The following is a 24,597-nucleotide window of genomic DNA, read 5'->3' as shown; positions in this document are numbered from 1 at the left end:
TTCGCCCGCTTTCTGGTAACTCTCGACAGTCACCGAAGTCGATGGAATCACCACCCAGAATGAACCTGAAGCGGCAAGCAATCATGATGGCTTCGGCCATGGCGGCGACTTTTGCCACGGTCGGGCCAGCCGACGTGCATCCCCACGTCTTCGCCGAGGCTCGCCTCGAAGTGATCCTCAGCCCGGATCACCAAAGCGTGAAGGCCTTGCGTCATGTCTGGCGCTTCGACGATTTGTTTTCGAGCACGGTGATGATGGAGTTCGACAAGAATTCCGACCTGAAGCTTGACGACAAGGAGTTGAAGGAAGTCGCTGACACCGTCCACGCTTCGCTGGCGGAATTCAATTACTTCCAGCTCGTCACCGTCGACGGCAAGGATGAGGCGATGAGCCCGCCGCCGCAGCTGATGGCGAATTTCGACAACGACCAGCTCATTATCCTGTTTGAATCCGAACCCAAGGCGCCAACCAGGCTGGCCGGCAAGATCGATATCGGCGTCTATGACCCGACCTTCTACACGGCGATCGATTTCACCGAGGATGCCAATATGCAGGTCGCCGACTTGCCGTCGACATGCACGAGCAAGGTCGTTCGTCCGAACCCCGACGAGGCGATCGCCGCGAACCAGAAGAACCTGACGGACGCCTTCTTCAATGATCCGACAGGCACCGATATGAGCAAGATATTTGCGACCAAGCTTGAACTGAACTGTCAGCCAAAAGGATAATCCGGTGACGAAATCGTCCCTGCGTTTGGCTTTCGGCCTTTTGGCCGCCGCCCTTGTCATGACGCACATCCTCGGCTCAGCCCACGCCCAGAGCTCGCTCGGCATCGGCACCAATGACGGGATGGCTCCCACCACCGGCCCGTTCGCCCAGATCCTAATGTGGATCAATCTGCGTCAGCAGGAATTCTACCGCGCGCTTGCCGGTGCGATGAAGGCGATGCGTGAGGACGGCAGCAAACTGTGGCTGCTTATCGGCCTGTCCTTCGCCTACGGTATTTTCCATGCCGCCGGCCCCGGTCACGGTAAGGCGGTGATCTCATCCTACATGGTCGCGAACGAAGTCGCGCTCAGGCGCGGCATCATGCTGTCCTTCGTCTCGGCCCTGTTGCAGGCGGTGACGGCGATCCTGGTGATGATGCTCGCCTACTTCGTCCTGCGCGGCACCACCATATCGATGACCGACGCGGCATGGTTCCTCGAAGTCACGAGTTTTGTCTTTGTCACCCTGTTCGGCGCCTGGCTTTTGTGGCGCAAGGCCGGCCCTGCCATCCTTCGCCTGTTCGGTGCGAACCCTGCCTATAGTCTTTCGGCGGCCCACGCCGGCCATTCGCAAACGGGCCATCCTGCACATGCGCATTCGGTGCATGCGCTTCACGCACATGGCCATGACGGCCACGATAACCAGGATCATGGCGCACACGACCATCACCATGACCATGGCGGACACGATGACCATGGCGGGCACCATCACCATGCGGCGGGCGAAGTCTGCGAGACGTGCGGACATTCACACGCGCCCGACCCGGCGCTGCTTTCCGGCGACCGCTTCGACTGGCGCACTGCCTGGTCTGCGGTGGCCGCGGTCGGTATCCGGCCGTGTTCGGGCGCGCTGATCGTGCTGAGCTTTGCCATGCTCAACGGGCTGTGGTTCGGCGGCATCCTGTCGGTGCTGGCGATGGCACTCGGCACCGCGATCACCGTCTCGATCCTGGCGACGCTGGCGGTGACGGCCAAGAACTGGGCGGTGTATTTCGCTGGCGACGGCCGCATGGGCAACCGCATCCATTCAATCGTCGAGATCGGCGGCGCAGCCTTCGTCTTTTTGTTTGGGTTACTGTTGTTGTCGGCGAGCCTGACGGCTGGCGGATGAAGCAGTCCCTTCACCCTTACCGGGCGTCGGCGCTGCCCCTCACCCTTACCCTCTCCCCGTAAAAAACGGGGAGAGGATGCCGGCAGGCAGGCGAGGGGCAGCGCCGAGGTCGACAATTGGCGTAGTGCCGGAAGGCGGCAGCCCACCATGACCTGAATATCAACGCAAGTTAGAACTTCCCGCCCAACTCGTCCTCTATATGGGCGCGGATGATGTCGTCGAAGCTGGTTTCGGCGGCAAAGCCAAGCTCCCTCGACCGCCGCGCCTCGAACCGTGTCGGCCAGCCCTTGACGATCGCCCAGATCGTATCGTCGGGCTCCTCGCGGATCAGTTTCACCGCCTTGGCGCCGGCAATGCGTTCCAGGGCCTCGATCTGCTCGCCGACCGTGACGGCGACGCCGGGCATCGTCAGATTGCGGCGCGGCCCGACGGCGTCGCCATCGATCGCTGCTGCGTGGATCAGAAAATTCACCGCCGAGCGCGGGCTGGCGTGGGTGTGCACGACGGAGCGCGGCACCGGCAATATTGCTTCCTGGCCGCTCAACGGCTCGCGGATGATGCCGGAGAAAAAGCCTGAAGCCGCCTTGTTGGGCTTGCCCGGCCTGACGCAGATGGTCGGCAGCCTGATGCCGATGCCATCGAAAAAGCCGCGCCGCGTATAATCGGCGAGCAATGCTTCGCCCATCAGCTTCTGCGTGCCGTAGGAGGTCAACGGCGTCGGGTGGAATTCGTCTGATATAATGTCCGGAAACGGTGCGCCGAACACGGCGATCGACGACGTGAAGACGACGCGCGGCGCAAACCCCGCCAGTCTTACGGCATCGAACAGCGCCCTTGTGCCGTCGAGATTGACGCGATAGCCGAGATCGAAATTGGCCTCCGCCTCGCCCGACACGACGCCGGCGAGATGAAAGATCACGTCTGGGCGCGACGCGACCAGCCGTTCCATCGCGCTCGCCGCGGCGAGATCGCCTGTATGGATGGTGACGTCGACGCCATCCAGTGTCGGCGCCTGCGGCGGCACGATGTCGTGAAGGTCGAGCGCGGCGACCTTCCGGCCGCTGAGCGTTCCATCCTTCGCCAGCCGGGCGACGAGCTTGCGGCCGACCATGCCTGCCGCGCCGGTAATCAAAACACGCATATCAATGATCCTTTTTGCGCTGGCTGCGGCCACGCAACCAAAACACGACGAAAATGGCCACCATGAAGACAGCGGCAATAATAGCGGCAAGAATGGTCGACACGCGGCCGACCGCCAGCATCACGGTTGGCAAATAGTAGGCGGCGATGCCGAACAGCAGCAGCACCCAGAGTGCGCCGATCGCCGCATTGCGCGTGTCACGATCCATCACGCGGCCCTGACACGGCGGGGATTCATCAACTTCGTTACCAATGCCTTGGAACTCCTGGGATCAGTGATAGTGGCGATGATGCGGAGGCGCATCATGCGCGTGGTCGTGCTCGCCATCGTGCTTATCATCGGCGCAATGGCCGAATTCCGGTTCTACGGTGGCGTGGGCAATGCCATGCGCGGCGAGCCGCGTCTTGATGGCGCTGACCGCTTTGTGGGCATCGACGCCATCGTTGAGGCAAGCATGCAAGGTCGCCATGTTGCTTGACCCGTCAAGCGACCAGACATGCATGTGATGCACCTCGCGCACGCCGTTCACCGTCCCTTCTATGTCCCTGGCGATCAGGTCGCGATCGAGGCTCGCCGGCACGCCTTCGAGCAGGACATGGGCCGCTTCACGCATCAGCGACCAGGCGGTGGACAGGATCAGCAGCGAGACAAGGACGGACAGGATCGGATCGATAGGCGTCCAGCCGGTCGCCAGGATTATCAGCGCAGCGATGATCGCCGCCGCCGAGCCAAGCAGATCGCCGAGCACATGCAGGATAGCGCCGCGCATGTTCAGGCTGTCGCGGTCGCCGCCATGCAGCACGAAGAAGCAGCCGATATTGACCAGCAGGCCGGCGATCGCAACGACCAGCATCGGCCCGCCGAGCACGGGCGCAGGCGTCAGCAGGCGTTCCCAGGCCTCATAGATGATCCAGAGCGCAATGGCGAAGATGGCGATGCCGTTGGTATAGGCGACCAGCGTCTTGACCCGGCCGAAACCGTAGGTGAGGCGAACGGTGGCCGGCCGGCCAGCCAGATGAAAAGCATACCAGGCAAGGCCGAGCGCGATACTGTCGGCAAGCATGTGGCCGGCATCCGCCAGCAGCGCCAGCGATCCCGTCAAGAGACCACCAAGCGCCTCTACGATCATGAAGCCGGCGGTCAGGCAGGCGGCGATCAGCACGCGTTTCTTGTCGGTCGAGCCGTGCACATGACCGGCGCCGTGGCTGTGACCATGCCCTTGCGAACCATGCGCCATCTGCGAACTCCTGTCAGAGCTGATCCATCCCAGCAGAATCGGGAGGGAGGCTCTGTGTTCTTGTTTGACCATGATCTTTGCCCGAAAACTCGGCCTTCACTTTTCGGGATCGTGGTCCTGGATCATGGTCAGGCGCCGAACTCGGCGCGGAAATCCTCGAGCCGTCGCTTCTGCTGGCGGTCGCCGTCGAAATTGCCCGGATCGAGCCATGCCTCATAGGCTCTGCGCAGTGCCGGCCACTCCTTGTCAATGATCGAGTACCACGCGGTATCGCGGTTTTCGCCCTTGACCACAAGATGCTGGCGGAAAATGCCCTCGAACTTGAAGCCGAAACGCTCCGCCGCGCGCTTCGACGGCTCGTTGCGGTTGTTGCATTTCCATTCGTAGCGGCGATAGCCAAGCTCGTCGAAGATGTATTTCATGAACAGGAATTGCGCTTCCGTCGCCGCCGGCTTGCGCGAGATCAGCGGACCCCAATAGATGTTGCCGATCTCGATCACGCCATAGGCAGGGTCGATGCGCATCAGCGTCTGGCGTCCGGCGACCTTGCCGCTGGCCTTGTCGATGACGGTGAAGAACAGTGGGTCCTCGCTGGCTTCGGCCTTGTCCAGCCACGGCTGGAAGGCGGCGCGGGTCTGCGGCGGATAATCGGGCAGCCAAGCGAAGCGGCCGTCGACATCAGGCACCGACGACGCCTCGAACAGGCCGTCGCCATGGTTTTCGGAACTCAGCGGCTCAAGCCTGACAGTGCGCCCCTCCAGCACCTTGCGCTCCGGCCGCGGGCGCGGTTGCCAATTCTTGAGATTTTCCGACACCCAAAGCTCCAATCTGTTTGACTTTTGCGAAAGGACGCTCACAAAAACGCTCGCTCGGTGAAAGAACCACAGGGACGGGAAAAATGCTCCACACGATTTCGGCCTTCAATCGTCTCGGCGAGGAAAACGCCTTTGCGGTGCTGGCTCGTGCCACCGCGCTCGCCCATCAGGGCCGCGATATCGTCAATCTCGGCATCGGCCAGCCCGACTTCAAGACGCCGCAGCACATCGTCGAGGCCGCGATCAAGGCGCTGCGTGACGGCCACCACGGCTATACCCCGGCCAACGGCCTGCTGGCGACACGCGAAGCGGTGGTGCGCCGCACGCTGACCACAACCGGCGTCGAGGTGTCGCCCGAGGCGGTGATGATCCTGCCCGGCGGCAAGCCGACCATGTTCGCCACTATCCTGATGTTCGGCGAACCGGGCGCCGAGATCCTCTATCCCGATCCCGGCTTTCCCATCTATCGCTCGATGATCGAGTTCACCGGTGCTGCTCCGATACCGGTGCCGATGCGCGAGGAGAACGGCTTTGCCTTCTCGGCGCAGGAGACGCTGGCGCTGATCACGCCGAAGACCAGGCTGCTCATCCTCAACTCGCCGGCCAACCCGACCGGCGGGGTCACCCCGCGCGCCGAGATCGAGAAGCTGGTCAAGGGGCTGGAAGCGCACCCGAACGTCGCCATCCTCTCCGACGAGATCTACGACGTGATGACCTATGACGGCGAGACGCACTTCTCGCTGCTCAATTTCCCCGAAATCCGCGACCGACTGATCGTGCTCAACGGCTGGTCGAAGACCTGGGCGATGACCGGCTGGCGCATGGGCTGGTCGATCTGGCCGAACGGCGACAAGGGCGCCCACCTCTACGACAAGGTGCGCAAGCTGGCGGTCAATTGCTGGTCCTGCGTCAATGCGCCGAGCCAGTATGCCGGCATTGCGGCCATCGACGGTCCGCAGGACGACGTCGACAAGATGATGCGCGCCTTCGACCGCCGCAGGAACGTCGTGGTCGAAGGCTTGAACGCCTTACCAGGCGTTTCCTGCATCACGCCGAAAGGCGCTTTCTATGCCTTCCCTAATGTCTCAAAAACTGGTTGGAAGGCCAAGAAACTCGCCTCGGCTTTGCTTGAGGATGCCGGCGTGGCGCTGATCGGCGGACCTGATTTCGGCGTTCTCGGTGAAGGCTATATCAGGCTGTCCTACGCCAATTCCGAAGAGAACATCCTGCGCGCGCTGGAACGGATCAAGGCGTTTCTGGGCAAGTGAGGGCGGGTACGCGACCGACGAAAGGAGATGTCAGATGTTCTATGCCATCCTTGCCTATCACGTGGAAGAAGTGATCACGGCGCTGACGCCGGAGGAGGACGCGGCGCTGATGGCCGACCTGCTCAATATCCACGAACGGCTTTACCGGGATGGCAGCCTCGGCCCGGCGGCGCGGCTCGGGGCGACCCAAGACGCGTGCACCTTGCGCGGGCCGGGCGCCGGAATGGTCATTGACGGACCCTTCGCCGAGACCAAGGAGCAATTGTTGGGACTATACGTCGTCGACTGCGCCACGCGCGACGCCGCGATCGCGATCGCGCGCGACTTTCGCCGTGTCAATCCGACGGCCGTCTACGAAATCCGCCCTATTTCGTTGTATCTTCCGGGCGTGCCGCTTTCGGTGACGCAGTCCTAAAGCGCATCGCGTTTGAAGGATGCGACGCGCTTTAGTTCTTGTTTTATGCATGTCGTTATCGCAAAACCGCTGCGCACTTTTGCGCGACATGCATTAGCCAAAATTGAACGCCGTCCGCCCGGCGTTCGCCGGCCTTTCATCGTGCCACTGGCACGATGAATTCGCTGACGCGAACCGGCCGCTCACCCTCGCCCGACATACGGCATCTTCGTCGCCATCACGGTCATGAACAGCACGTTGGCGTCGAGCGGCAGGCTGGCCATATGGAGGACGGCATTGGCAACCTGCTGGACATCCATCACCGCTTCGGCGGCGATGGAGCCATTGGCTTGCGGTACTCCGACCGTCATCGCCTGCGCCATGTCGGTCAAGGCGTTGCCGATGTCGATCTGGCCGCAGGCGATGTCATAAGGCCGGCCGTCCAGGGCCAGCGTCTTGGTCAGCCCGGTAATGGCGTGCTTGGTCGCGGTGTAGGGCACTGAACCCGGACGCGGTGCGTAGGCAGACACCGAGCCGTTGTTGATGATGCGGCCGCCCATCGGCTGTTGCCTGCGCATGGCGCCGAAGGCGGCGCGGGCGCACAGGAACGAGCCGGTGAGATTGACCCCGACAATTTCGTCCCACACCTCGACGGGGATCTCGTCGATCAATGTCGACTTGTAGCCCGTGCCGGCATTGTTGAAGAGCAGGTCGACACGACCGAAAGCCGCCGCCACCGTCTCGAACAGATCGTCGACCTGGTCGGCCTTGCTGATGTCGCAGGCGACCGCCAGCGCCTTGGCTTGTGTCGATCCGGCATCAGCGATTGCCTTGTTCAGCACCGGCTTGCGGCGTCCGCAGAACACCGTATTCCAGCCGGCCCTGAGCAGCGCCGTGGCGACGGCTTTGCCGATGCCGGTGCCGGCGCCAGTGACGATGGCTGTTTTGTAGTCTGTCATAACTGTCCTCCTATAGCGCCGCATGCCCGCAAGGACGCTATAGCACCATGATTTTGAGCAATTTTGAATTTGCGCGTGATCGCTTCCAAAAATCGATTCCGATTTCGGCTCATGCGCTAACCGGCTGCGACAAAAAGGGCGGCCATTGGCGGCCGCCCTGATCTGAACCGGCTGGGAGGAGGAAAGCCGATCCGACTGCTTAAAATCATGCGCTTCCTGGGTAAACGAGACATTAACGCGAAAGCACGCCGGATTGCCGCTCTCCGCGGCCCTGAAGCCTACCAGCGCGAATTGGCGGTTGCCTTGCCCGATCCCGACACCTCTGGCGCCGGCACTTTTGCCGCCGACACCGTCGCCTCGACATGGTCGAGCAGTGCATCGGGCAAGCTGAGGCGGCCGGCGAGCAGATCGAGATAGCCGCGTTCGGCACGTGTATTCGGATCGATGGCGAGGCGCGAGGCGGTGTAGAGCTCGAGCTTCTGGGCGTCGGTTTGGGCGCCGGCGACCAGCGTATCCAGGTCGAGCGGCCTTTCCAATTCCGACAACAGGAATTTCTCCGCGTCGGAGTCGATGCCCGCGAGACTGAGCTTGCCGGCGATCTTTTGCCGTTCGTCATCATCGATATGGCCGTCGGCCTTCGCCGCCGAAATCATCGCGCGCACCAGCGTCAGCGTGAATTCGTCCTCGCCTTGCGGCGCTTGCGAGGGATGAAAGCTGGTGTCGGCGGGCGGCGGCAGCAATTCCGGTTCACCGGCAACTTGCGTTTCAGCCGGCGCCTTGCCGTTCTTGTAGTTCTGGTAGGCCTTGTAGGCGAGGCCGCCGACCACGGCCAGGCCGCCGAGCTTCACCGCCGTGCCGGCGACCTGACGGCCAGCGCCGGTTCCGAGCAGCACCGCGGCCAGCGCGCCAGCGGCCAGCGGATTGTCCTTGGCCATCTGCACCGCCTGACCCCCTTTGTCGCGCACGGTCGACCCGGTTCCGGGAATTTGCGAGCCGAGCAGATCGTTGAGGAGCTTCTTGGGATCGAACATCAGTGCCTCCAGAATTGGCCGGCCGAAAGCGCCGGGCAGGTTTTCGGACGTTGAACAGGTAGGCCCCGCATATGGACATTACAATGACGGATGGGCGCTTTGCCGGTGATGGCACACAAGAGATGATCTCAGGATCTGCCTTGTCCAACGCGTTGGGCCGAAGATCGGAATCGATTTTCGGAAGGCACGATTTATGGATTCAAAATGTTAGAGCGTACTTTGTGCGTCCAAGCGGACGCACGTCGCTTTAACGTCCGATGTGCGGAGCCCTGCCTTGCGCTTGCGCCAGCTCGACCTGGCGTTGACGCTCGGCGTAGCGGGCGCGATCCTCGTCGGAACGGGCATCGTAGCAATGCGGGCATGAGATGCCGGCGGCGTATTTCGACGACAGCAGGTCCCGCCCGGTCAGCGGATGCCGGCAGGCGCGGCAAAGTTCGGCCTCACCCTCGACCAGGCCGTGCGACACCGAGACGCGTTCGTCGAAGACGAAGCACTCGCCCTGCCAGAGGCTTTGCTCGGCGGGCACCTCTTCGAGATATTTCAGGATACCGCCCTTGAGATGGAACACATCCTCGAAGCCGAGCGACTTCACATAGGCCGTTGCCTTCTCGCAGCGTATGCCGCCGGTGCAGAACATGGCCACCTTGCGGCCGACGAGTTCGGCCCGATGCTGCTCGACCCAGGTCGGGAATTCGCGAAAGCTCGTTGTCGCGGGGTCGACCGCTCCCTTGAACGTGCCGATCGATACCTCGTATGCGTTGCGCGTGTCGATGACGATCGTGTCCACATCCGATATCAGCGCGTTCCAGTCGGCCGGTGCGACGTAGGTGCCGGCGCTTGCCGCCGGATCGAGATCCCCAACACCCATGGTGACGATCTCGCGCTTCAGCCGCACCTTCATGCGGTGAAACGGCATCTGCGCGGCGCTGCTGTACTTGACCTCGAGACCGGCGAGACCTTCGATGGATTCGAGATGATCGATGAGCGCGGCAATGTCAGCTTCGCTGCCGGCGACCGTGCCGTTGATGCCCTCATGCGCCAGCAGCAGCGTGCCCTTGATACCGCGTCCGCAGCAAAAGGCGGCGAGCGGCGTGCGCAACGCCTCAAAGTCGTCGAGCCGGGCAAACCTGTAGAGCGCGGCAACGCGCAGGGGTTGATTGGGCAGTGTCATCGCCGAAGCCACTAAACGCTCATGAAAGCCGATTCAAGGCCGGCGCGCGGAGCAGCCTCTCCTTGGTGGCCTTGACGGCCGGTCTGACGGACTTGCCGGCAGCGCGTGACATAGCGACACGCTTCGCTCCGTGGACAGAAAACCGGCCTTCTGCTACCCGATTGTACGGATCAATACCGGAGAGACGACAAATGCCCAGCAAGACCGAAAAGCTCCTGTCGCTCCTCAACGGCCAACCGGTTATCCCGGTGCTCAAGATCGCCAATCTCGCTGATGCCGTGCCGCTGGCGCGCGCGCTGGCGCGCGGCGGCCTGCCGGCGATCGAGATCACGCTGCGGACCGCTGATGCGCTCAAGGCGATCCGGCTCGTGGCAAGCGAGGTCGAGGACGCCATCGTCGGCGCCGGCACCATTCTGGACGCCCGCCAGTTCGACGAGGCGGCGGCAGCCGGATCGAAGTTCATCGTCAGCCCCGGCATCACCCGCGAGCTTCTGGCGGTGGCGAAGGACAGCGACGTTCCGTTGCTGCCCGGCGCCATCACGCCCGGTGAGATCATGGCCGCCCGCGAGGCAGGCCTGCGCTTCCTGAAATTCTTCCCGGCAGAACAGTCGGGCGGCATCGCCTCGCTCAAGGCATTCGCCTCGCCGCTCGCCGATGTCCAATTCTGCCCGACCGGCGGCATCACCGACAAGAACGCCAGCGACTATCTGAGCCTGCCCAACGTCATCTGCGTCGGCGGCTCCTGGGTGGCGCCGGACGATTTGGTCAAGGCCGGCAAATGGGACGAAATCGAAGCCCTGGCGCGCGCCGCGAGCAAGCTCGGGCGATAGTTCGTCTGCACAGAGGATTTGGTTCTTTGACTAAGCCTGAAGGAGGCGTGATGGTTCCCGCCGACCGATCTCCTCCTGCCAATCTCGAGGCTTTGCGATTAGCCATAAGCCACCACGTCTTCGTCATCCCAGGGCAAGCAAGGAGCGAAGCGACGCGGCGCAGACCCTGGGATCCATTCCCTGACATCAGCCGAAGAATGCAACGGCCCAGAACGGCGCCTGCATCCGCAACGGTGGCAGTTACCCTTCCAGGCACGATCTACATCGGCGTCACCAACGATCTCGGCCGCCGCATGCCGGAGCACAAATCCGGCGAAGGCTCGCGCTTCACCAGCCGCTACGGCGTGCGGCGCCTGGTCGTGACGCCATCCAGCGCGAAAAATCGCTGAAGCGTTGGGCGCGCCACTGGAAGATCGAGCTGATCGAGAAGACCAATCCAGAATGGTTTGAGCTTTCGCGGAACGGAGTGGCAGCGTTCGGTTCTGAACCGTTGCATTCTTCGGCTGGCGTAACGGCATGGATCCCAGGGTCTGCGCCGCGTCGCTTCGCTCCTTGCTTCGCCCTGGGATGACGAAGTGGAAGGATGGTTCGGCCAATCCTAGACATGCATAAAAAAAGCCGCGCGGGTTACCGGCGCGGCTTTTTTATTGGTTGGTCGATCCGCTACTCGGTCCTGAAGCGGGCGACCGACAGGAACTTGACGGCATTGCCGGTGAACCGGTTGGCATCGGCCAACTGATCGTCCGCCTGGAAGCCCACGGTATAGACTTCGGTTGGGGGCGTGTGCACGATATTGTAGGCGTAGCGCTGCGCCGTCGTCGCGCTGGAGACGGTGGCGACATTCTCGCCGCTGTTCAACGCCCAGCGCGCCGCCGTCGGCTCTGCGGCGACTACCACGGACTTGGGACCAGGCTTCAGGTCACGGGCGGTTGCCCTGGCTGCCTTGCGGGTGGTCTTCACACCCGTGCCGATCGCCGCGGCCGGATCGGAGCCAGCCGGGCGAGCAAAGACAGCCTCACGCGGCGATGCGGCATTGCCCTTCGCCAGCTCACCGAGGACCGCGCTTGGCTGGGAGAGCGAAGCGACCTGGTATTCGTCGGTTGCGCTGACCCGTTCGAGGACGGCTTTGACCGCGTCAGACTGGACTGCGGCAGACTGGACCTGGTCAGGTTGGGCCAATTCGGGCTGGGCCAGATCGGGCCGAGCCGACGGCAGCACCGAGAACACATCGGTAGCGGTCTTGCCGTGCCCGGCGGTATCCGCCAGCGCCAGAAGCACAGCCTTGTCCTGCGGTGCAAGGTCGGCCGCTGCAAGGTCGGCCGGCAACGAGTGATTGGGGCGCCAGGTCGGCAACGGAATGTTGTTGGCGGCAACCTGCGCAGCATCGGCGACAACGGACGGTTGGTCCATGCCGAAGGGAGCGCTCGCCGGCGCTTGCGCGGTCGTCACCGCCTGTTCGGTGGTGGCGGTGGCATCCGCCACGCCGAACGGAACGTTTTCGGGCGGCTGAGCGACATCGGCCTTCGGACGCGGGGCGAAATCGGGCAGCGGCACGCTGCGCGCCGGCAGCGCCGCGATGATCGTTTCCGGCGTGTCCTCCTCCGGTTCCGGAGCAGGCGCATCGGCGATTTGCGGAATCTCGGCGCGCTTCGCATCCTCAGGCGACACGATGGCAATGCCCGGAAGCTTGCTGTTCCTGGCGGCCGGCGCCGGCTTGGCGTTCGCCAGCTTCACGCTCGCCGCCTTCACATTGGTTGACTTCGGCGTTGGCGCGGCCACCACATCGGCGCTGTCATCGGCCTCGTCTTCACCGCCGCCGAAGAAAGCCGCCAGCAGACCGCCGGATCTTTTGGCACCGCCACCTGCGCTGGCCAGTTCGATGGCGGGAGCGCCGGCGCCCTTGCGCGCCTTGTACGAGGCGAGCGCCTGTGAATAGCCGGGCAACGGCTTGCCGTCGCTCGGCACATGCAGCGTCTTGCCGTTGGGGAACACGCGCGCCAGTTCCTGGCGGCTGATGCCAGGCCAGTGCCGCACATTGCCGACATCCATGTGGACAAAGGGCGAGCCGGACCTCGGATAATACCCGACGCCGCCACCCTGCATCCGCAGACCGATGTCGCGCAGTTTCTTCAGCGGCACCCCGGGAATGTAGAAGTCCATGGCCTTGCCGAGCGTATGCTGGCTTTTCTTGGCAACGCCCCTGCTGCGGCTGCGCAGCATCGAGTTCGTCGACGACGAGCGATAACCGCACACGACCTGGATATAGTCGCGGGCGCCGCTCTGCCTATAAGCCTCCCAGACCAAGTCGAGCAGGCGCGGATCCATCTTGGTCGGCTCGTTGCGGCGCCAGTCGCGCAGGATGACGTTGATCTTTTTCAGACCCGCCTGATCGTAGCGGCCGCCGCGCTTGAAGACGATCTCCGCCTTCTCTTTGGTGTGCAGGTTGTAGAGTTTCAGCGAACGTGTCTGGGCGCTGGCGCCGGTCGCAGCCGCTGTAAGGAAGCCAAAGGCGAGAATCACCGCTGCCAGCCATCTCGGCCAGGCGCTCATGTGATAGTGCCGCCCGTTTGTGTGTCGTTCGACTTTGTTCAAATCAAAAGGCCTTGCAGGCTGCCGTTTGTCCCCGGATTTGACCAACGGATGCGGTGGTGTTCACATCCGAATATCGATCCTAATGGTTAATCATCGCTTATTGAAGCCGAAATGCGGTAACACCGTGGCGATATCCCGTCAAAAATATTGCACGGGGTTTCTTGGTAAACTGCTGGTTTAGATCATGTTTCTGGCTTTGCCTGAACACGATCTGTTACCAGACGCCTCAATGCGTGAATACTGCCGCAAGCGCGTCGCCCGACCGCGTCACGCCCGATTCGCGACTGTCGATTGTCCTGATGCCAGGTTGGCAAGCTGGTCCGGGTTGCCTGTCAGGAAGCAAGCCGGTCGATACGGCCCGTTTCCGGATCGATGCCATATTCCTTGAGCTTCCTGTAAAGCGTCGAGCGGCCGATGCCGAGACGGCGGGCAACTTCGCTCATCTGGCCGTTATAATGGTCGATGGCGAGCTTGATCATTTCGAGTTCGACATCGGCCAGCTCCCGCACATTGCCGCGTTCGTCCAGCGCCCGCAGCGTGCCGAAGCGGGGCTGCTGCCTGGCAGGCGGATCGAGCTCTGTCACAGCGATGCCATTATTGGCGCCCTCGCCCAGCGGCTCGGTGACCAAAGGCAACGCGGGCAACCAGTCATGCGCATCGAGGTTGACGGTGCCCTCGACCTGCGCCCGGATCTGCGGAAACTCCTCCTCGGTCAGCACATCGCCTTCACAAAGCACTGAGGCCCGGAAGACGGCGTTTTCCAGCTGGCGGATGTTTCCCGGCCAGTCGTAGGCCTGCAGCATGGCGAGCGCCGCAGCTGAAATGCCGTGCAGGCGATGACGTGGACCGCTGGGCGCGACCTTGTCCAGAAAATGCTCGACCAAATACGGAATGTCGTCGCGACGGTCGCGCAGCGGCGGCACGAAGATCGGATACACGTTCAGGCGGTAGAACAGATCCTCGCGGAACTTGCCGTCCTTGACCTGCTGCAGAAGATTGCGGTGTGTCGCCGAGATCAGCCTGATGTCGACCCTGACGGTCGAACGCCCGCCGACCGGATCGACCTCACCGTCCTGCACGGCGCGCAGCAGCTTGACCTGCACGTCGAGCGGCAGGTCGCCGATCTCGTCGAGGAAGAGCGTGCCCGAATGCGCCTCGACGAACTTGCCGGTGTGTTTTTCGGTGGCGCCGGTGAACGAGCCCTTCTCGTGGCCGAACAGGATCGATTCGACCAGATTGTCGGGGATGGCGCCGCAATTGACGGTGACGAACGGTTTTGAACGGCGATCGCCGCTGCCCTGGATGGCGCGCGCCACCAGCTCCTTGCCGACCCCGGATTCGCCTTCGATAAGAATCGGGATGTTGGACGCGGCCGCCTTCTGGCCGAGACGGATCACCCGGTCCATCGCCGGGCTGTGCGTGATCATGTCCTTGAAGGTCAGATGGCCGCCGCGCCGCCGCGACGTGCGCTTCACTTCCCCCTCGACCGCCTCGACTTTGAGCGCGTTGCCGATCGATGCCTGCAGCCTGTCGGGAGATGCCGGCTTGACGACGAAATCGAAAGCACCGTGACGCATGGCCGAAACGACGGTTTCGATGCCACCCTGGGCGGTTTGCACGATGACCGGAACCTGGATGCCGCGCTCACGCATCGCCTTCAGCACGCCGATGCCGTCGAGGCCCGGCATGACGAGGTCGAGGATAACCACCGACACGTCGCGCGCTTTGGGCCCGTCGAGCGCATCGAGACCGGCCTCGCCGCCATCCGTGATGATCGCGCTGTGGCCGAATTTCGTCACCGCCGCCTCAAGCAGCCTGCGCTGCACGGGATCGTCATCGACTATGAGTATGGAACCTGTCATGACTGGTTCAACGATGCTCGCCCAATATGCCCACCCCACTGTGCCCACCCAATGGGGAACCCTATGGATCATCCTGGCACAGGGTTCTAAATAAGATTTCAAAAAACCCGGTGAACGAATTGCTTAGGATTTGACCGGCTTTCTCATCCCCTTGATTCTTTGGCCCTTTGACAAACTGGAAAGTGTCGGCAATGAGCATGGTTTTTAGTCGGCAGCTTGCGGCGGCGGCGTCCGGTCAGGGCGCGGCGGAGCTTGGTGATCTGCCGGAATGGGATCTCGCCGATCTCTATTCGGGCATGGACGCCCCCGAGCTGAAACGCGACATCGCCAAGGCGCTCGCTGATGCCATCAGCTTCGAGAGACGCTGGAAAGGCACGCTCGCCGCCGAGGCGGAGCGTGCCGACAGCGGCAGGCTGGGCGAGGCGCTTGCCGCCTATGAGGCGCTGGAGGAACTGATTGGCCGGATCGTCTCCTATGCCGGACTGATCTACGCCGGCAACACCGCGGATCCGCAGCGCGCCAAGCTCTATGGCGACATTCAGGAGAAGATGACCGACGCCAGCGCGCATCTTCTGTTTTTCGCGCTCGAACTGAATCTTGTCGACGATGCCGCGATCGAAACCGCGCTTGCTGCCGATCCTGCCTTCGCTCACTACCGGCCGTGGGTGCTTGATCTGCGCATGGACAAACCCTACCAGCTCGAAGACCGGGTCGAGCAGCTTCTCCACGAGAAGTCGATTACCGGACGCGGCGCCTGGAACCGCTTGTTCGACGAGACGATGACCGATCTGCGCTTCGACATCGATGGCGAAGAGCTGACCCTGGAGCCGGCGCTGAACCGCCTCCAGCACGCCGATGGCGAGGTGCGCCGCCGGGCTTCTGAAGCGCTGGCCGCAACCTTCCGCAAGAATCTGCGCACGTTCACGCTGATCACCAACACGCTGGCCAAGGACAAGGAGATTTCCGACCGCTGGCGCGGCTTCGCCGACATCGCCGATTCGCGTCATCTCGCCAACCGCGTCGAGCGCAGCGTGGTGGATGCGCTGGCCTCAGCCGTTCGTGACGCTTACCCGCGCCTATCACACCGCTACTACGCGATGAAGGCGCGCTGGCTCGGCATGGAAGTGATGAGCCACTGGGACCGCAACGCGCCGTTGCCGGAAACCCCGCAAGCGATCATCGGCTGGGACGAGGCCAAGAACACGGTGCTTTCCGCCTATCAGCGCTTTTCACCTGACATGGCGGAGATTGCCCGGGTTTTCTTCGACCGCAACTGGATCGACGCGCCGGTAAGGCCTGGCAAGTCGCCGGGCGCCTTCGCGCATCCGACCGTGCCGTCGGCGCATCCCTATGTCCTGCTCAACTACATGGGCAAGCCGCGCGACGTGATGACGCTGGCGCATGAGCTTGGCCACGGCGTGCATCAGGTGCTCGCCGCAAGCCAGGGCGCGCTGATGGCCTCGACGCCGCTGACACTGGCCGAGACGGCGTCCGTCTTCGGCGAGATGCTGACGTTCCGCTCGCTGCTGGACCAGACCACCGACAAGCGCGAGCGCAAGGCCATGCTTGCCCAGAAAGTCGAGGACATGATCAACACGGTCGTGCGCCAGATCGCTTTCTACGAGTTCGAGCGCAAGGTGCATGCCGAGCGCAAAAACGGCGAGTTGACATCGGACAGACTCGGCCAGTTCTGGCTGGAGGTGCAGGCGGAAAGCCTCGGGCCGGCGATCAAGCTGCGCGAGGGTTACGAGGTCTTCTGGAGCTATATTCCACACTTCATCCATTCGCCTTTCTACGTCTACGCCTATGCGTTCGGCGACTGCCTGGTGAATTCGCTCTATGCGGTCTATCAGAATGCAGAGCGTGGCTTTCAGGACAAATATTTTGCCATGCTGCGCGCCGGCGGCACCAAGCATCATTCCGAGCTCCTGGCTCCCTTCGGTCTTGATGCCACCGATCCTGCTTTCTGGCAGATCGGACTTGGCGTGATCGGCGGGCTGATCGACGAGCTCGAAGCTTTGGACAATTGACGCACAGCGCTGAACAGCCAGGTTCGACAGAACAGTTTAGCCGCAGTGCATATTGAGGCCATTCTATTCTTGCGCTAAATACCTGTTCTTAAATAACTCTCCGTGGAATTTTTCCGTTAGCTTTCCGGAAGCTGTATGATAGCGTCCCGCCTCAAGCTCAGTCGGCGCGGCCAAATCTTCGGCCGGTCACGGCGCTTCGACGATTGCGACAGCGCCGTTGGCCATGGCAGGAAAGCCGGTCGCCGACAGCGCGATTTAAGCCGGCTGTTCCACGAGCAGCGGAGCCACCATTGAATGGTCCTTGTGCCAAGGTCCCAGGCCACGGCAGATGGATCGGACTGGAGAGAGACAATGGGCACTTTTTTCTACATGCTCCTGGCGTTCCTGGTAGGTGTGTTGGCTGGCTGGTTCATCTGGGGACGCCCGCGTGGCGATCTCGACAGCCTGCGCGGTGACATGGGCCGCACCCGCAGCGAGCGCGACAGGCTGCGCGCCGACGCCGACCGCCTGACCCGTGAGCTGGAAGTATGCCGCGGCGCCCGCGCCGACCTGGAGCACCAGTTGGGCGAGGCGCAAGGCACCAAGACCGGTGCGACAAAGGCAGCAATCCCGGCACCGCCGGCATTGATGGCGACATCCGCGCCGGCCAACACGACGCCCGCCAAGACGACGCCCGCTAAGGCGACGCCGGCCAAGACCGGGCCGGCAAGGTCCGGGCCGGCAAAGACCACGTCCAAGAAACCGGCGGCCGTGAAGGCGGCAGCCGCGCCGAAGGGCAGTGCATCGAAAACGAGTGCGTCGAAAGCGAGCGCGTCGCAGGCAAGTGAGTCGCAGGCAAGTGCGCCAAAACCTCCCGCATCGAAAACCAGTGATGCACCAAAGAGCGCTGCGCCAGCGGCAAAGAAAGCCGCGACAACAAAGGCGGCGGTGGGCAAAGCCAGCAATCTGCGCCGCCTGATCGGCATCGGTCCGGCCAACGAGCGATTGCTCCACGGGCTCGGAGTGACGACCTATGCGCAAATCGCCGCCTGGACGGCCGCCGACGTCAAGCGGATCGAGGAGACGTTGAACTTCGACGGCCGCATCGAGCGTGAGCGCTGGATCGAGCAGGCGAAACTGCTTGCCGCCGGCGATGAGGAGGAATTCGCGCGCCGCTTCCCGAACGCGGGGACCGGGAGCAACACCTGAATTGCCTGCCGGCATCGAGCACATAAGGGACCGGCGACGCCCGCGAGGTGCCGCCGGTTTGCTTTTGCACTAGCTGCGTTTGCGTCTTGAGACGCCGGTCTCTCGATTGCGCGCGATCGAGCCGCCATATAGAGCGATAGCTGGCGTCATCGATCGCAGCATCCGAGTCCCATGCCCCTGCCCTCTGCAATTTTTCGAAATGACGAGCGCGCTCATCAGCTCGTCTTCGACCAGCCGGCCGACATCATCGTGGCGCATGAGGCAGAGGATTTCCTGCCGGCGCTGGACATTGCGCAGGCCGCGCATGACGCCGGCAAATGGCTGGCCGGCTATTTCTCCTACGAGGCCGGCTACCTGCTCGAACCGAAGCTCGTTCCGCTGCTGCCGGGCGGACGCCGCGCCCCGCTTGTCTGCCTGGGGATCTTCGACGCGCCTGTCGAACTGCCGGTTGTGCCCGGCAACGCGCCGTTGACCAACGGCCCGATCTTCAACGCCAGGGCCGCCTGGACTTCGGAAGACTACGCAAAACGCTTTGCCCGACTCCACAATCACATTCGCAAGGGTGATTGCTATCAGGGCAATCTGACCTTTCCGGTTCATGCGCAATGGTCGGGCGATCCGCTGGCCGCCTTCGACGCGCTGACGGAGCGCCAGCCGGTGAAATACGGCGCGCTGATCGCGCTCGGCGATCCGGTCGTCTTGTCGCGTTCGCCGGAACTGTTCTTCGAGATCGACGCCGCAGGCATGATCGAAACGCATCCGATGAAGGGCACCGCCCCGCGCGGCGCGACCAAGGCGGAGGATAAGCGGCTGAAGACGTTCTTGCTCAATGACGAGAAGAACCAGGCTGAAAACCGGATGATCGTCGATCTCCTGCGCAACGACATTTCGCTGATCAGCGAAGTCGGCACGCTGGAGGTGCCGGAGCTTTTCCGCATCGAGAGCTACCCGACCGTCCACCAGATGGTGAGCCGCGTGCGGGCCAAGTTGTTGCCCGACCTCACCATCCGCCGGATATTCGCTGCGCTGTTTCCATGCGGATCGATCACCGGCGCCCCGAAAATCCGCGCCATGGAAATCCTGCACGATCTGGAAGCCACGCCGCGCGACGTCTATTGCGGCGCGATCGGCTGGATCGCGCCCGGCGGCACGATGCGCTTTTCGGTGGCCATCCGCACCATATCGCTCTTTTCCAGCGGCGAGGCCGTCTACAATGTCGGCGGCGGCGTCGTCTTCGATTCGACGGCCGAGGAGGAGTATCAGGAGTGCCTGCTGAAAGCGCGCTACGCGACGGGAACACCGCCGATTTCGAGCTGATCGAAACCATGCGCTGGCAGCCGGGCCAGGGCTTCCTCCGTTTCGACCGCCATTTGGCACGCCTTTATGGCTCGGCGGCCGAACTGGGTTTTGCCTGCGATCCGCAGAAGGTCGGCGAGATGCTCAGGAACGCCGTCGACCGGCCGGACATAGCCTTGCGTACACGCCTGGTCCTGTCGCGCAGCGGCAAGGTGACGGTCTCGGCGCTGCCTTATGAGCCGCACGCGGCCGACAAGGTCTGGAGGCTGCAACTGGCGCGGGTGCGGCTTCAATCAAGCGACACGCTGCTGCGCCACAAGACGAGCCGCCGGGACATCTATCAGCGGGCGCGCGCCGAATATCTGATCAGCCGGGCCGACGAGGTTCTCTTGGCCAACGAGCGCGGCGAACTCTGTGAGGGCACGATCACCAATCTGTTTGCCGATTTCGGCGACGGCGTGCTGGCAACGCCGCGGCTCGATTGCGGCTTGCTGCCTGGCGTGTTGCGCGGCGAATTGCTGGACGAAGGCCGCGCCCGCGAAGCAATCTACAGCCTGGACGATCTGAAGTCGGCCAAAGCGCTGTTCGTCGGCAATTCACTGCGCGGACTGATCCCGGCGCGGCTGGGCTGAAACGCAATCGAAGCGATACAACCTGTGATTGCGAATCGCTTGTCTCCCCTTGAGTTGTAAAAGATGCGTCCGGCCCGAGAAGAATGGGCCGGACGCGTGGCAGCCGCTTGGGAGGAGCGACTATTCGCCTTCGTGGGTCTGACCGGAGCCGCCGACGGAAACGATGTTGAAGGGCTTGCCTCCGACTGCAATGTCGCCGGTTTTCTCGAACGACGTCGCGTCAACGACATGCAGCACGCCTTGCAGGGGATCAGTGACCACGACCTTGTCGCCGGCGACCGCGACACGCGGCCTCGGATCGCTCCAGTGACCGTCCATCGAATAGGGGTCGGTCAGCTTGAGCGAGTTTGCGATCTCCCCCTTCACCACGTCGAGTTGGTGAAGCTGGCCGTCCTCGGTGAAGACGTAGGCGAATTTTGCACGAACGGGGTCGATCGCGAAATGCACGCGGCGCGTCGGAAGGTCGATCAGCCGGAATGCGTCGCTCTCGATGGTCGGATCGATCAGCACCACCTTGTCGTCGCCGTAGTTGCCGAGGAGATATTGCAGGCCTCTGCCGCCGATCAGCGTCGTCGTTTTGCCATCCGGCAGGCTGTCGGCATAGGGCAGATGACGGATCGCCGGGCTGCTGTCGCCATGGCTGACGACAAGCAGGCCGGTCGCGCAGGCGAAAGCCAGGATATTGCCGGAAGACGCCTCACCGTGGAGGTCTGGGCAGGCGTGGATGCCGCCGATCGGCGCGCCGGCTTTGTCAGCGACCCTGATCCCGACCGGGAGTTCGTCCGGCTTCTCCCGGTTCGGCTCCGAAAGGAGGACATGGGAGCCATAGGCGACTGCGACGCCATGCTGCGGCGCGTCGGTCTTCACTTCCCTGAAATCCGGCTTGCCTTCCAGGACGGATTTTTCGGAGATGATGCGGGCGACACCTTCGCCGTCGAAGAAAACGGCGAAGTCTCCGTCATGCTCGACGAAATGCGACGGCTTCTTGCCTGTGATCTCGACGCCGGCAAGTTTTGGCGCTTCGACGTCGATGTCGCCGTGCTCGCCGTGGTCCTCGAAGGAAATGCCGCTCGCGATCCCGGCAACGACGCCGGCCGAGCCCTGCACGGCAAACACGGTCCTGCCGCTTTCGCTGCGATGGAGCGACGCCGGCCCTTTGATCTCGAACGTGTCGAGCTTTTCGCCATCGACCGCATCGATTACGGCCACCATCGGGTCCGCGTGGTCCGAGATGAAGAGGCGCCATGCGGTCACCTCCTCGGCATGGCCAGCACTTGTTGATAGGGACACAAGCAGCGCGATGGCCGTGGCTGACGCCCAATTTGTCTTCACGGTATCCTCCTTGAATGTTATTACATAACTCGTTGTGATCGATGAAGAGGCGGATTGCTCCGCCTTTCCATCACAGGGCTGGCGGTCAGCTCCCGAGGATCGCGCCTTTGATCGTCGTGATGTTGTGCCGCATCATCTCGAGATAGGTCGCAGCCGGACCGTTCTTGTCCGACAGGGCGTCGGAGTAGAGCTCACCGCCGACTTTCAGGCCCGTCTCGCTGGCGATCTGCTCGATCAGGCGCGGATTGGTGACGTTCTCCACGAAGATTGCCGAAGCCCTGTCTTGCCTGATCTGTTTGATCAGGGCCGCGACGTCGGAGGCTGAAGCCTCGGATTCGGTGGAGACGCCCTCCGGTGCCAGGAATTTTATGCCGTATTCGTGTTCGAAATAGCCATAGGCGTCGTGGGAGGTGATGATCGTGCGCTTGTCCTCGGGTATCTCAGCTACGGCAGCCTTGATCTCCGCTTCCAGTGCCTCGAGCTGCTGGCCGTATGATTCGGCATTGGCCCGATAAGTGTCGCAGCCGGCTGCATCGGCGGCACAGAAGGCGTCGGCGATGTTCTTCACATAGAGTTCGGCATTGTGCACGGACTGCCATGCATGGGGATCGGACTCGCCGTGGTGATGGTGCCCTTCCTCATGGCCCTCTTCCGCCGCGGCGTGTTTTTCCCCGCCCTCGGCGGCTTGATCCTGATCGTGGTGACCTTCTTCCTCGGTCTTGCGCAACACCTCGCCACCTTTGGTCAATTCCACGATCGGCGCCTTGGTGGCGCTCGCCTCGACGAGACGCTGGAGGAAACCCTCGAACTGGAGGCCGTTGACCAGCACCACGTCGGCCGAACCGACGGTTGCCGCGTCGGCCGGCTTTGGTTCGTAGACATGGGCGTCGCCATTCGGGCCGACCAGCGTGACGATGTCGACACGATCGCCGCCGACATTCTTGGCGAAATCGGCGATGATCGAGAAACTGGCGACAACCCTGAGGTTCTCGGCAGCGGCCACCGACGGAGCGATTGGCATCGTTGTTATAGCGCCTATCACGGCGGCGAGTTTTAGCGTCGTGGACATTCGACCGACTCCTTTGTTCAAGCGGTTCGGGGGGGAGATGCGCCGGACGCGTCGCGAGCAGCCGCGCGCCCCGGCAGAGATAAAAGGGAATGTGGATCGTGCCCGCCGACAAATGATCGTCGTCCTGCACGATCCCATCGAGGCGCGCTGTTGTGGCCCAGCGTCAGGATTTGAAGCGTCAGGTCTTGAAAGATCACACACGCAGCCATTCGATCCATCTCCGCGGGAGCCATCGAAGTCAGCCCCGCTCTTGACGATCCGTTATGTTATGTTATCACGCTCGTCAATCCAAAATGTTATACTATAACTGACGCCCGCCATTGTGCTCGAAACTGCCTGGAATACGAGGGAACAGCGGATGCCTGGACGCAACCAGCAGCTGGTACTCGACGCGCTGACGCGCTCCGAGAGGCCGATGGGGGCCTATGAACTGCTTGGACTTCTTCGCCAGGAAGGGCTCCGCTCACCGCTACAGATCTATCGCGCTCTGGATGGGCTCGTCGAGCAGGGCCTGGTTCACCGGATCGAGAGCCTGAGCGCGTTTGCGCTCTGCGTCCACGGCGAATGCGGCAGCTATGGGCGCGCCGCCTTTGCAATCTGCGCGAATTGCGGTCGGGCAAGTGAGGTTCATGACCCGGCATTGGAGCGGGTGCTGCGCCGGATTGCCCGACGGCAGGGCTTCCAAACCAACTCGGCCACGGTGGAGCTTTCGGGTCTATGCGAGGCTTGCGCGCATTGAACAGACGCCGGCCTTCCGTCTACGGGCGATCCAATCGGCTCGCGCCTGACCCAGCTGAAATCCGCAATCCAACATCCGGAGACGACCATGCCGCTTGAAGCCTCCCAGAAAATACCCGTCACGGTTCTTACCGGCTACCTCGGCGCCGGCAAGACGACGCTGCTCAACCGCATCCTGTCCGAACAGCACGGCAAGCGTTACGCCGTGATCGTCAACGAGTTCGGCGAGATTGGCATCGACAACGACCTCATCGTCGATACCGACGAAGAAGTCTTCGAGATGAACAACGGCTGCATCTGCTGCACGGTGCGCGGCGACCTGATCCGGATCATTGAGAGTTTGATGCAGCGCAGGGACCGTTTCGACGCCATCCTGATCGAGACGACCGGCCTTGCCGATCCCGCCCCCGTCGCCCAGACCTTCTTCGTCGACGACGATGTGAGGCAGAAGACGACACTCGACGCGATCATCACCGTCGCCGATGCCAAGCATCTCCTCGGCGAACTGGATCATGCGCATGAGGCGCAGGAGCAACTCGCCTTCGCCGATATCGTCATACTGAACAAGACCGACCTGGTGGCGCCGACCGAACTCAAGGCAGTGGAGGCGCGCATTCGCAGGATCAACCCGACGGCTGCGATCAAGCATTCCATACGTTGCAACGTTCCACTCGACGAGGTTCTGGATCGCGGCGCGTTCGATCTGAACCGTGTCCTTGAAGTCGAGCCGGACTTTCTCGACGCGGGCCACGACCATGTGCATGACGATCACGTCACCAGCTTCTCTCTCGCCACCGAAGCTTCGATCGATCCGCGCAAGTTCTTGCCGTGGATCCAGATGATCACACAGAAATTCGGCATCGACATGCTGCGCATGAAGGGCATCCTGGAGTTCAAGGGCGATGAACACCGCTTTGTCGTTCAGGCCGTCCACATGCTGCTCGAAGGCGACCATCAGCACCCCTGGAAAGAGGGGGAGAAGCGCGTCAGCCGCCTGGTATTTATCGGCCGCAACCTGCCCAAAGACCTGATCGAAGACGGCTTCCTCAAATGCCGCGCCGAAATGGACTCCCTGGTGGCGCTGAATGCATAGGGGCAAGGCCGACGACAGCGCGCGTCCTTTATCCCGTTGCC

Annotated in this window: 23 protein-coding genes; 12 read left to right on the top strand and 11 right to left on the bottom strand. The window is 62.6% G+C overall.

The features are described from left to right. Window positions 1-59 precede the first annotated feature (59 nt). Together AC0L3H_RS11065 and AC0L3H_RS11060 are read left to right on the top strand one after the other, a co-directional pair. Window positions 60-728 carry a DUF1007 family protein gene (locus tag AC0L3H_RS11065; RefSeq protein WP_023798037.1) on the top strand — a complete coding sequence of 223 codons (669 nt, stop codon included), beginning with the start codon at window positions 60-62 and terminating at the stop codon, window positions 726-728. 4 nt (window positions 729-732) lie between these two features. After that, window positions 733-1,878 (top strand): nickel/cobalt transporter, encoded by a 1,146-nt coding sequence (locus AC0L3H_RS11060; protein WP_473585468.1) that lies wholly within the window; start codon window positions 733-735, stop codon window positions 1,876-1,878. Between the two features lie 169 nt (window positions 1,879-2,047). Here AC0L3H_RS11060 and denD read toward each other — a convergent pair whose 3' ends face one another. The 4 genes from denD to AC0L3H_RS11040 form a co-directional block, all read right to left on the bottom strand. Further along, a complete protein-coding gene (gene denD, locus AC0L3H_RS11055) occupies window positions 2,048-3,019 on the bottom strand; it encodes a D-erythronate dehydrogenase (RefSeq protein WP_473585467.1) in 972 nt (323 codons plus the stop codon). A 1-nt stretch (window position 3,020) separates the two neighbouring features. Next, window positions 3,021-3,227, bottom strand: a complete 207-nt coding sequence (locus AC0L3H_RS11050) for a hypothetical protein (protein WP_027153224.1) — start codon at window positions 3,225-3,227, stop codon at window positions 3,021-3,023. A 63-nt stretch (window positions 3,228-3,290) separates the two neighbouring features. Next, window positions 3,291-4,256 carry a cation diffusion facilitator family transporter gene (locus AC0L3H_RS11045; RefSeq protein WP_473585466.1) on the bottom strand — a complete coding sequence of 322 codons (966 nt, stop codon included), beginning with the start codon at window positions 4,254-4,256 and terminating at the stop codon, window positions 3,291-3,293. A gap of 128 nt (window positions 4,257-4,384) precedes the next feature. Further along, entirely contained in the window at window positions 4,385-5,071 is a 687-nt protein-coding gene (locus tag AC0L3H_RS11040) for a GNAT family N-acetyltransferase (protein WP_473585465.1), read from the bottom strand. An 83-nt stretch (window positions 5,072-5,154) separates the two neighbouring features. Between AC0L3H_RS11040 and AC0L3H_RS11035 the strand changes: the two genes are divergently transcribed. Both AC0L3H_RS11035 and AC0L3H_RS11030 read left to right on the top strand, forming a co-directional pair. After that, window positions 5,155-6,339 carry a pyridoxal phosphate-dependent aminotransferase gene (locus AC0L3H_RS11035; protein WP_473585464.1) on the top strand — a complete coding sequence of 395 codons (1,185 nt, stop codon included), beginning with the start codon at window positions 5,155-5,157 and terminating at the stop codon, window positions 6,337-6,339. A 34-nt stretch (window positions 6,340-6,373) separates the two neighbouring features. Further along, a complete protein-coding gene (locus tag AC0L3H_RS11030) occupies window positions 6,374-6,754 on the top strand; it encodes a YciI family protein (protein WP_023798044.1) in 381 nt (126 codons plus the stop codon). Window positions 6,755-6,936: 182 nt separating this feature from the next. On the opposite strand, the gene AC0L3H_RS11025 is transcribed toward AC0L3H_RS11030, so the two are convergent. From AC0L3H_RS11025 to trhO, 3 genes are all read right to left on the bottom strand, one after another. After that, on the bottom strand, window positions 6,937-7,692 hold the full coding sequence (locus AC0L3H_RS11025) for an SDR family oxidoreductase (protein WP_473491083.1): 756 nt from the start codon (window positions 7,690-7,692) through the stop codon (window positions 6,937-6,939). 278 nt (window positions 7,693-7,970) lie between these two features. After that, complete coding sequence (locus AC0L3H_RS11020; protein ID WP_473585463.1) at window positions 7,971-8,723, bottom strand: tellurite resistance TerB family protein; 753 nt, start codon at window positions 8,721-8,723, stop codon at window positions 7,971-7,973. Window positions 8,724-8,970: 247 nt separating this feature from the next. Next, the gene (trhO, locus tag AC0L3H_RS11015) at window positions 8,971-9,894 is read right to left on the bottom strand and encodes an oxygen-dependent tRNA uridine(34) hydroxylase TrhO (protein ID WP_473585462.1); all 924 of its coding nucleotides are present in this window, start codon (window positions 9,892-9,894) and stop codon (window positions 8,971-8,973) included. Window positions 9,895-10,085: 191 nt separating this feature from the next. Between trhO and AC0L3H_RS11010 the strand changes: the two genes are divergently transcribed. Continuing rightward, window positions 10,086-10,724: a 2-dehydro-3-deoxy-phosphogluconate aldolase gene (locus AC0L3H_RS11010; protein ID WP_128173755.1), complete on the top strand. Its 639-nt coding sequence runs from the start codon at window positions 10,086-10,088 to the stop codon at window positions 10,722-10,724. A 233-nt stretch (window positions 10,725-10,957) separates the two neighbouring features. Then, on the top strand, window positions 10,958-11,113 hold the full coding sequence (locus AC0L3H_RS11005; protein ID WP_473519121.1) for a GIY-YIG nuclease family protein: 156 nt from the start codon (window positions 10,958-10,960) through the stop codon (window positions 11,111-11,113). Window positions 11,114-11,387: 274 nt separating this feature from the next. Here AC0L3H_RS11005 and mepK read toward each other — a convergent pair whose 3' ends face one another. Both mepK and AC0L3H_RS10995 read right to left on the bottom strand, forming a co-directional pair. Beyond that, on the bottom strand, window positions 11,388-13,274 hold the full coding sequence (gene mepK, locus AC0L3H_RS11000) for a peptidoglycan L,D-endopeptidase MepK (protein WP_473585461.1): 1,887 nt from the start codon (window positions 13,272-13,274) through the stop codon (window positions 11,388-11,390). Window positions 13,275-13,648: 374 nt separating this feature from the next. After that, window positions 13,649-15,178, bottom strand: coding sequence for a sigma-54-dependent transcriptional regulator (locus tag AC0L3H_RS10995; protein ID WP_473585460.1), 1,530 nt, complete (start codon window positions 15,176-15,178; stop codon window positions 13,649-13,651). Window positions 15,179-15,369: 191 nt separating this feature from the next. Between AC0L3H_RS10995 and AC0L3H_RS10990 the strand changes: the two genes are divergently transcribed. From AC0L3H_RS10990 to AC0L3H_RS10975, 4 genes are all read left to right on the top strand, one after another. Next, window positions 15,370-17,208 carry a M3 family oligoendopeptidase gene (locus AC0L3H_RS10990; RefSeq protein ID WP_473585459.1) on the top strand — a complete coding sequence of 613 codons (1,839 nt, stop codon included), beginning with the start codon at window positions 15,370-15,372 and terminating at the stop codon, window positions 17,206-17,208. A gap of 351 nt (window positions 17,209-17,559) precedes the next feature. Next, the gene (locus AC0L3H_RS10985) at window positions 17,560-18,396 is read left to right on the top strand and encodes a proton-conducting membrane transporter (RefSeq protein WP_473585458.1); all 837 of its coding nucleotides are present in this window, start codon (window positions 17,560-17,562) and stop codon (window positions 18,394-18,396) included. Between the two features lie 171 nt (window positions 18,397-18,567). Then, the gene (locus AC0L3H_RS10980; protein ID WP_473585457.1) at window positions 18,568-19,713 is read left to right on the top strand and encodes an aminodeoxychorismate synthase component I; all 1,146 of its coding nucleotides are present in this window, start codon (window positions 18,568-18,570) and stop codon (window positions 19,711-19,713) included. Then, a complete protein-coding gene (locus tag AC0L3H_RS10975; protein ID WP_473585456.1) occupies window positions 19,662-20,324 on the top strand; it encodes an aminotransferase class IV family protein in 663 nt (220 codons plus the stop codon). The genes AC0L3H_RS10980 and AC0L3H_RS10975 overlap by 52 nt, the downstream gene beginning before the upstream one ends. 120 nt (window positions 20,325-20,444) lie before the next feature. Here AC0L3H_RS10975 and aztD read toward each other — a convergent pair whose 3' ends face one another. Both aztD and aztC read right to left on the bottom strand, forming a co-directional pair. Next, window positions 20,445-21,656 carry a zinc metallochaperone AztD gene (gene aztD, locus AC0L3H_RS10970; RefSeq protein ID WP_473585455.1) on the bottom strand — a complete coding sequence of 404 codons (1,212 nt, stop codon included), beginning with the start codon at window positions 21,654-21,656 and terminating at the stop codon, window positions 20,445-20,447. A gap of 85 nt (window positions 21,657-21,741) precedes the next feature. Next, complete coding sequence (gene aztC, locus AC0L3H_RS10965) at window positions 21,742-22,725, bottom strand: zinc ABC transporter substrate-binding protein AztC (RefSeq protein WP_473585454.1); 984 nt, start codon at window positions 22,723-22,725, stop codon at window positions 21,742-21,744. 358 nt (window positions 22,726-23,083) lie between these two features. Between aztC and AC0L3H_RS10960 the strand changes: the two genes are divergently transcribed. Then, window positions 23,084-23,464, top strand: a complete 381-nt coding sequence (locus AC0L3H_RS10960) for a Fur family transcriptional regulator (RefSeq protein WP_473585453.1) — start codon at window positions 23,084-23,086, stop codon at window positions 23,462-23,464. An 87-nt stretch (window positions 23,465-23,551) separates the two neighbouring features. After that, window positions 23,552-24,556 (top strand): CobW family GTP-binding protein, encoded by a 1,005-nt coding sequence (locus tag AC0L3H_RS10955; protein ID WP_473585452.1) that lies wholly within the window; start codon window positions 23,552-23,554, stop codon window positions 24,554-24,556. Window positions 24,557-24,597: the final 41 nt, after the last annotated feature.

This window comes from Mesorhizobium sp. WSM4816 (assembly GCF_055811535.1).
Note: the sequence above shows the minus strand (reverse complement) of the source record. Positions and strands in the feature narration are given on the sequence as shown.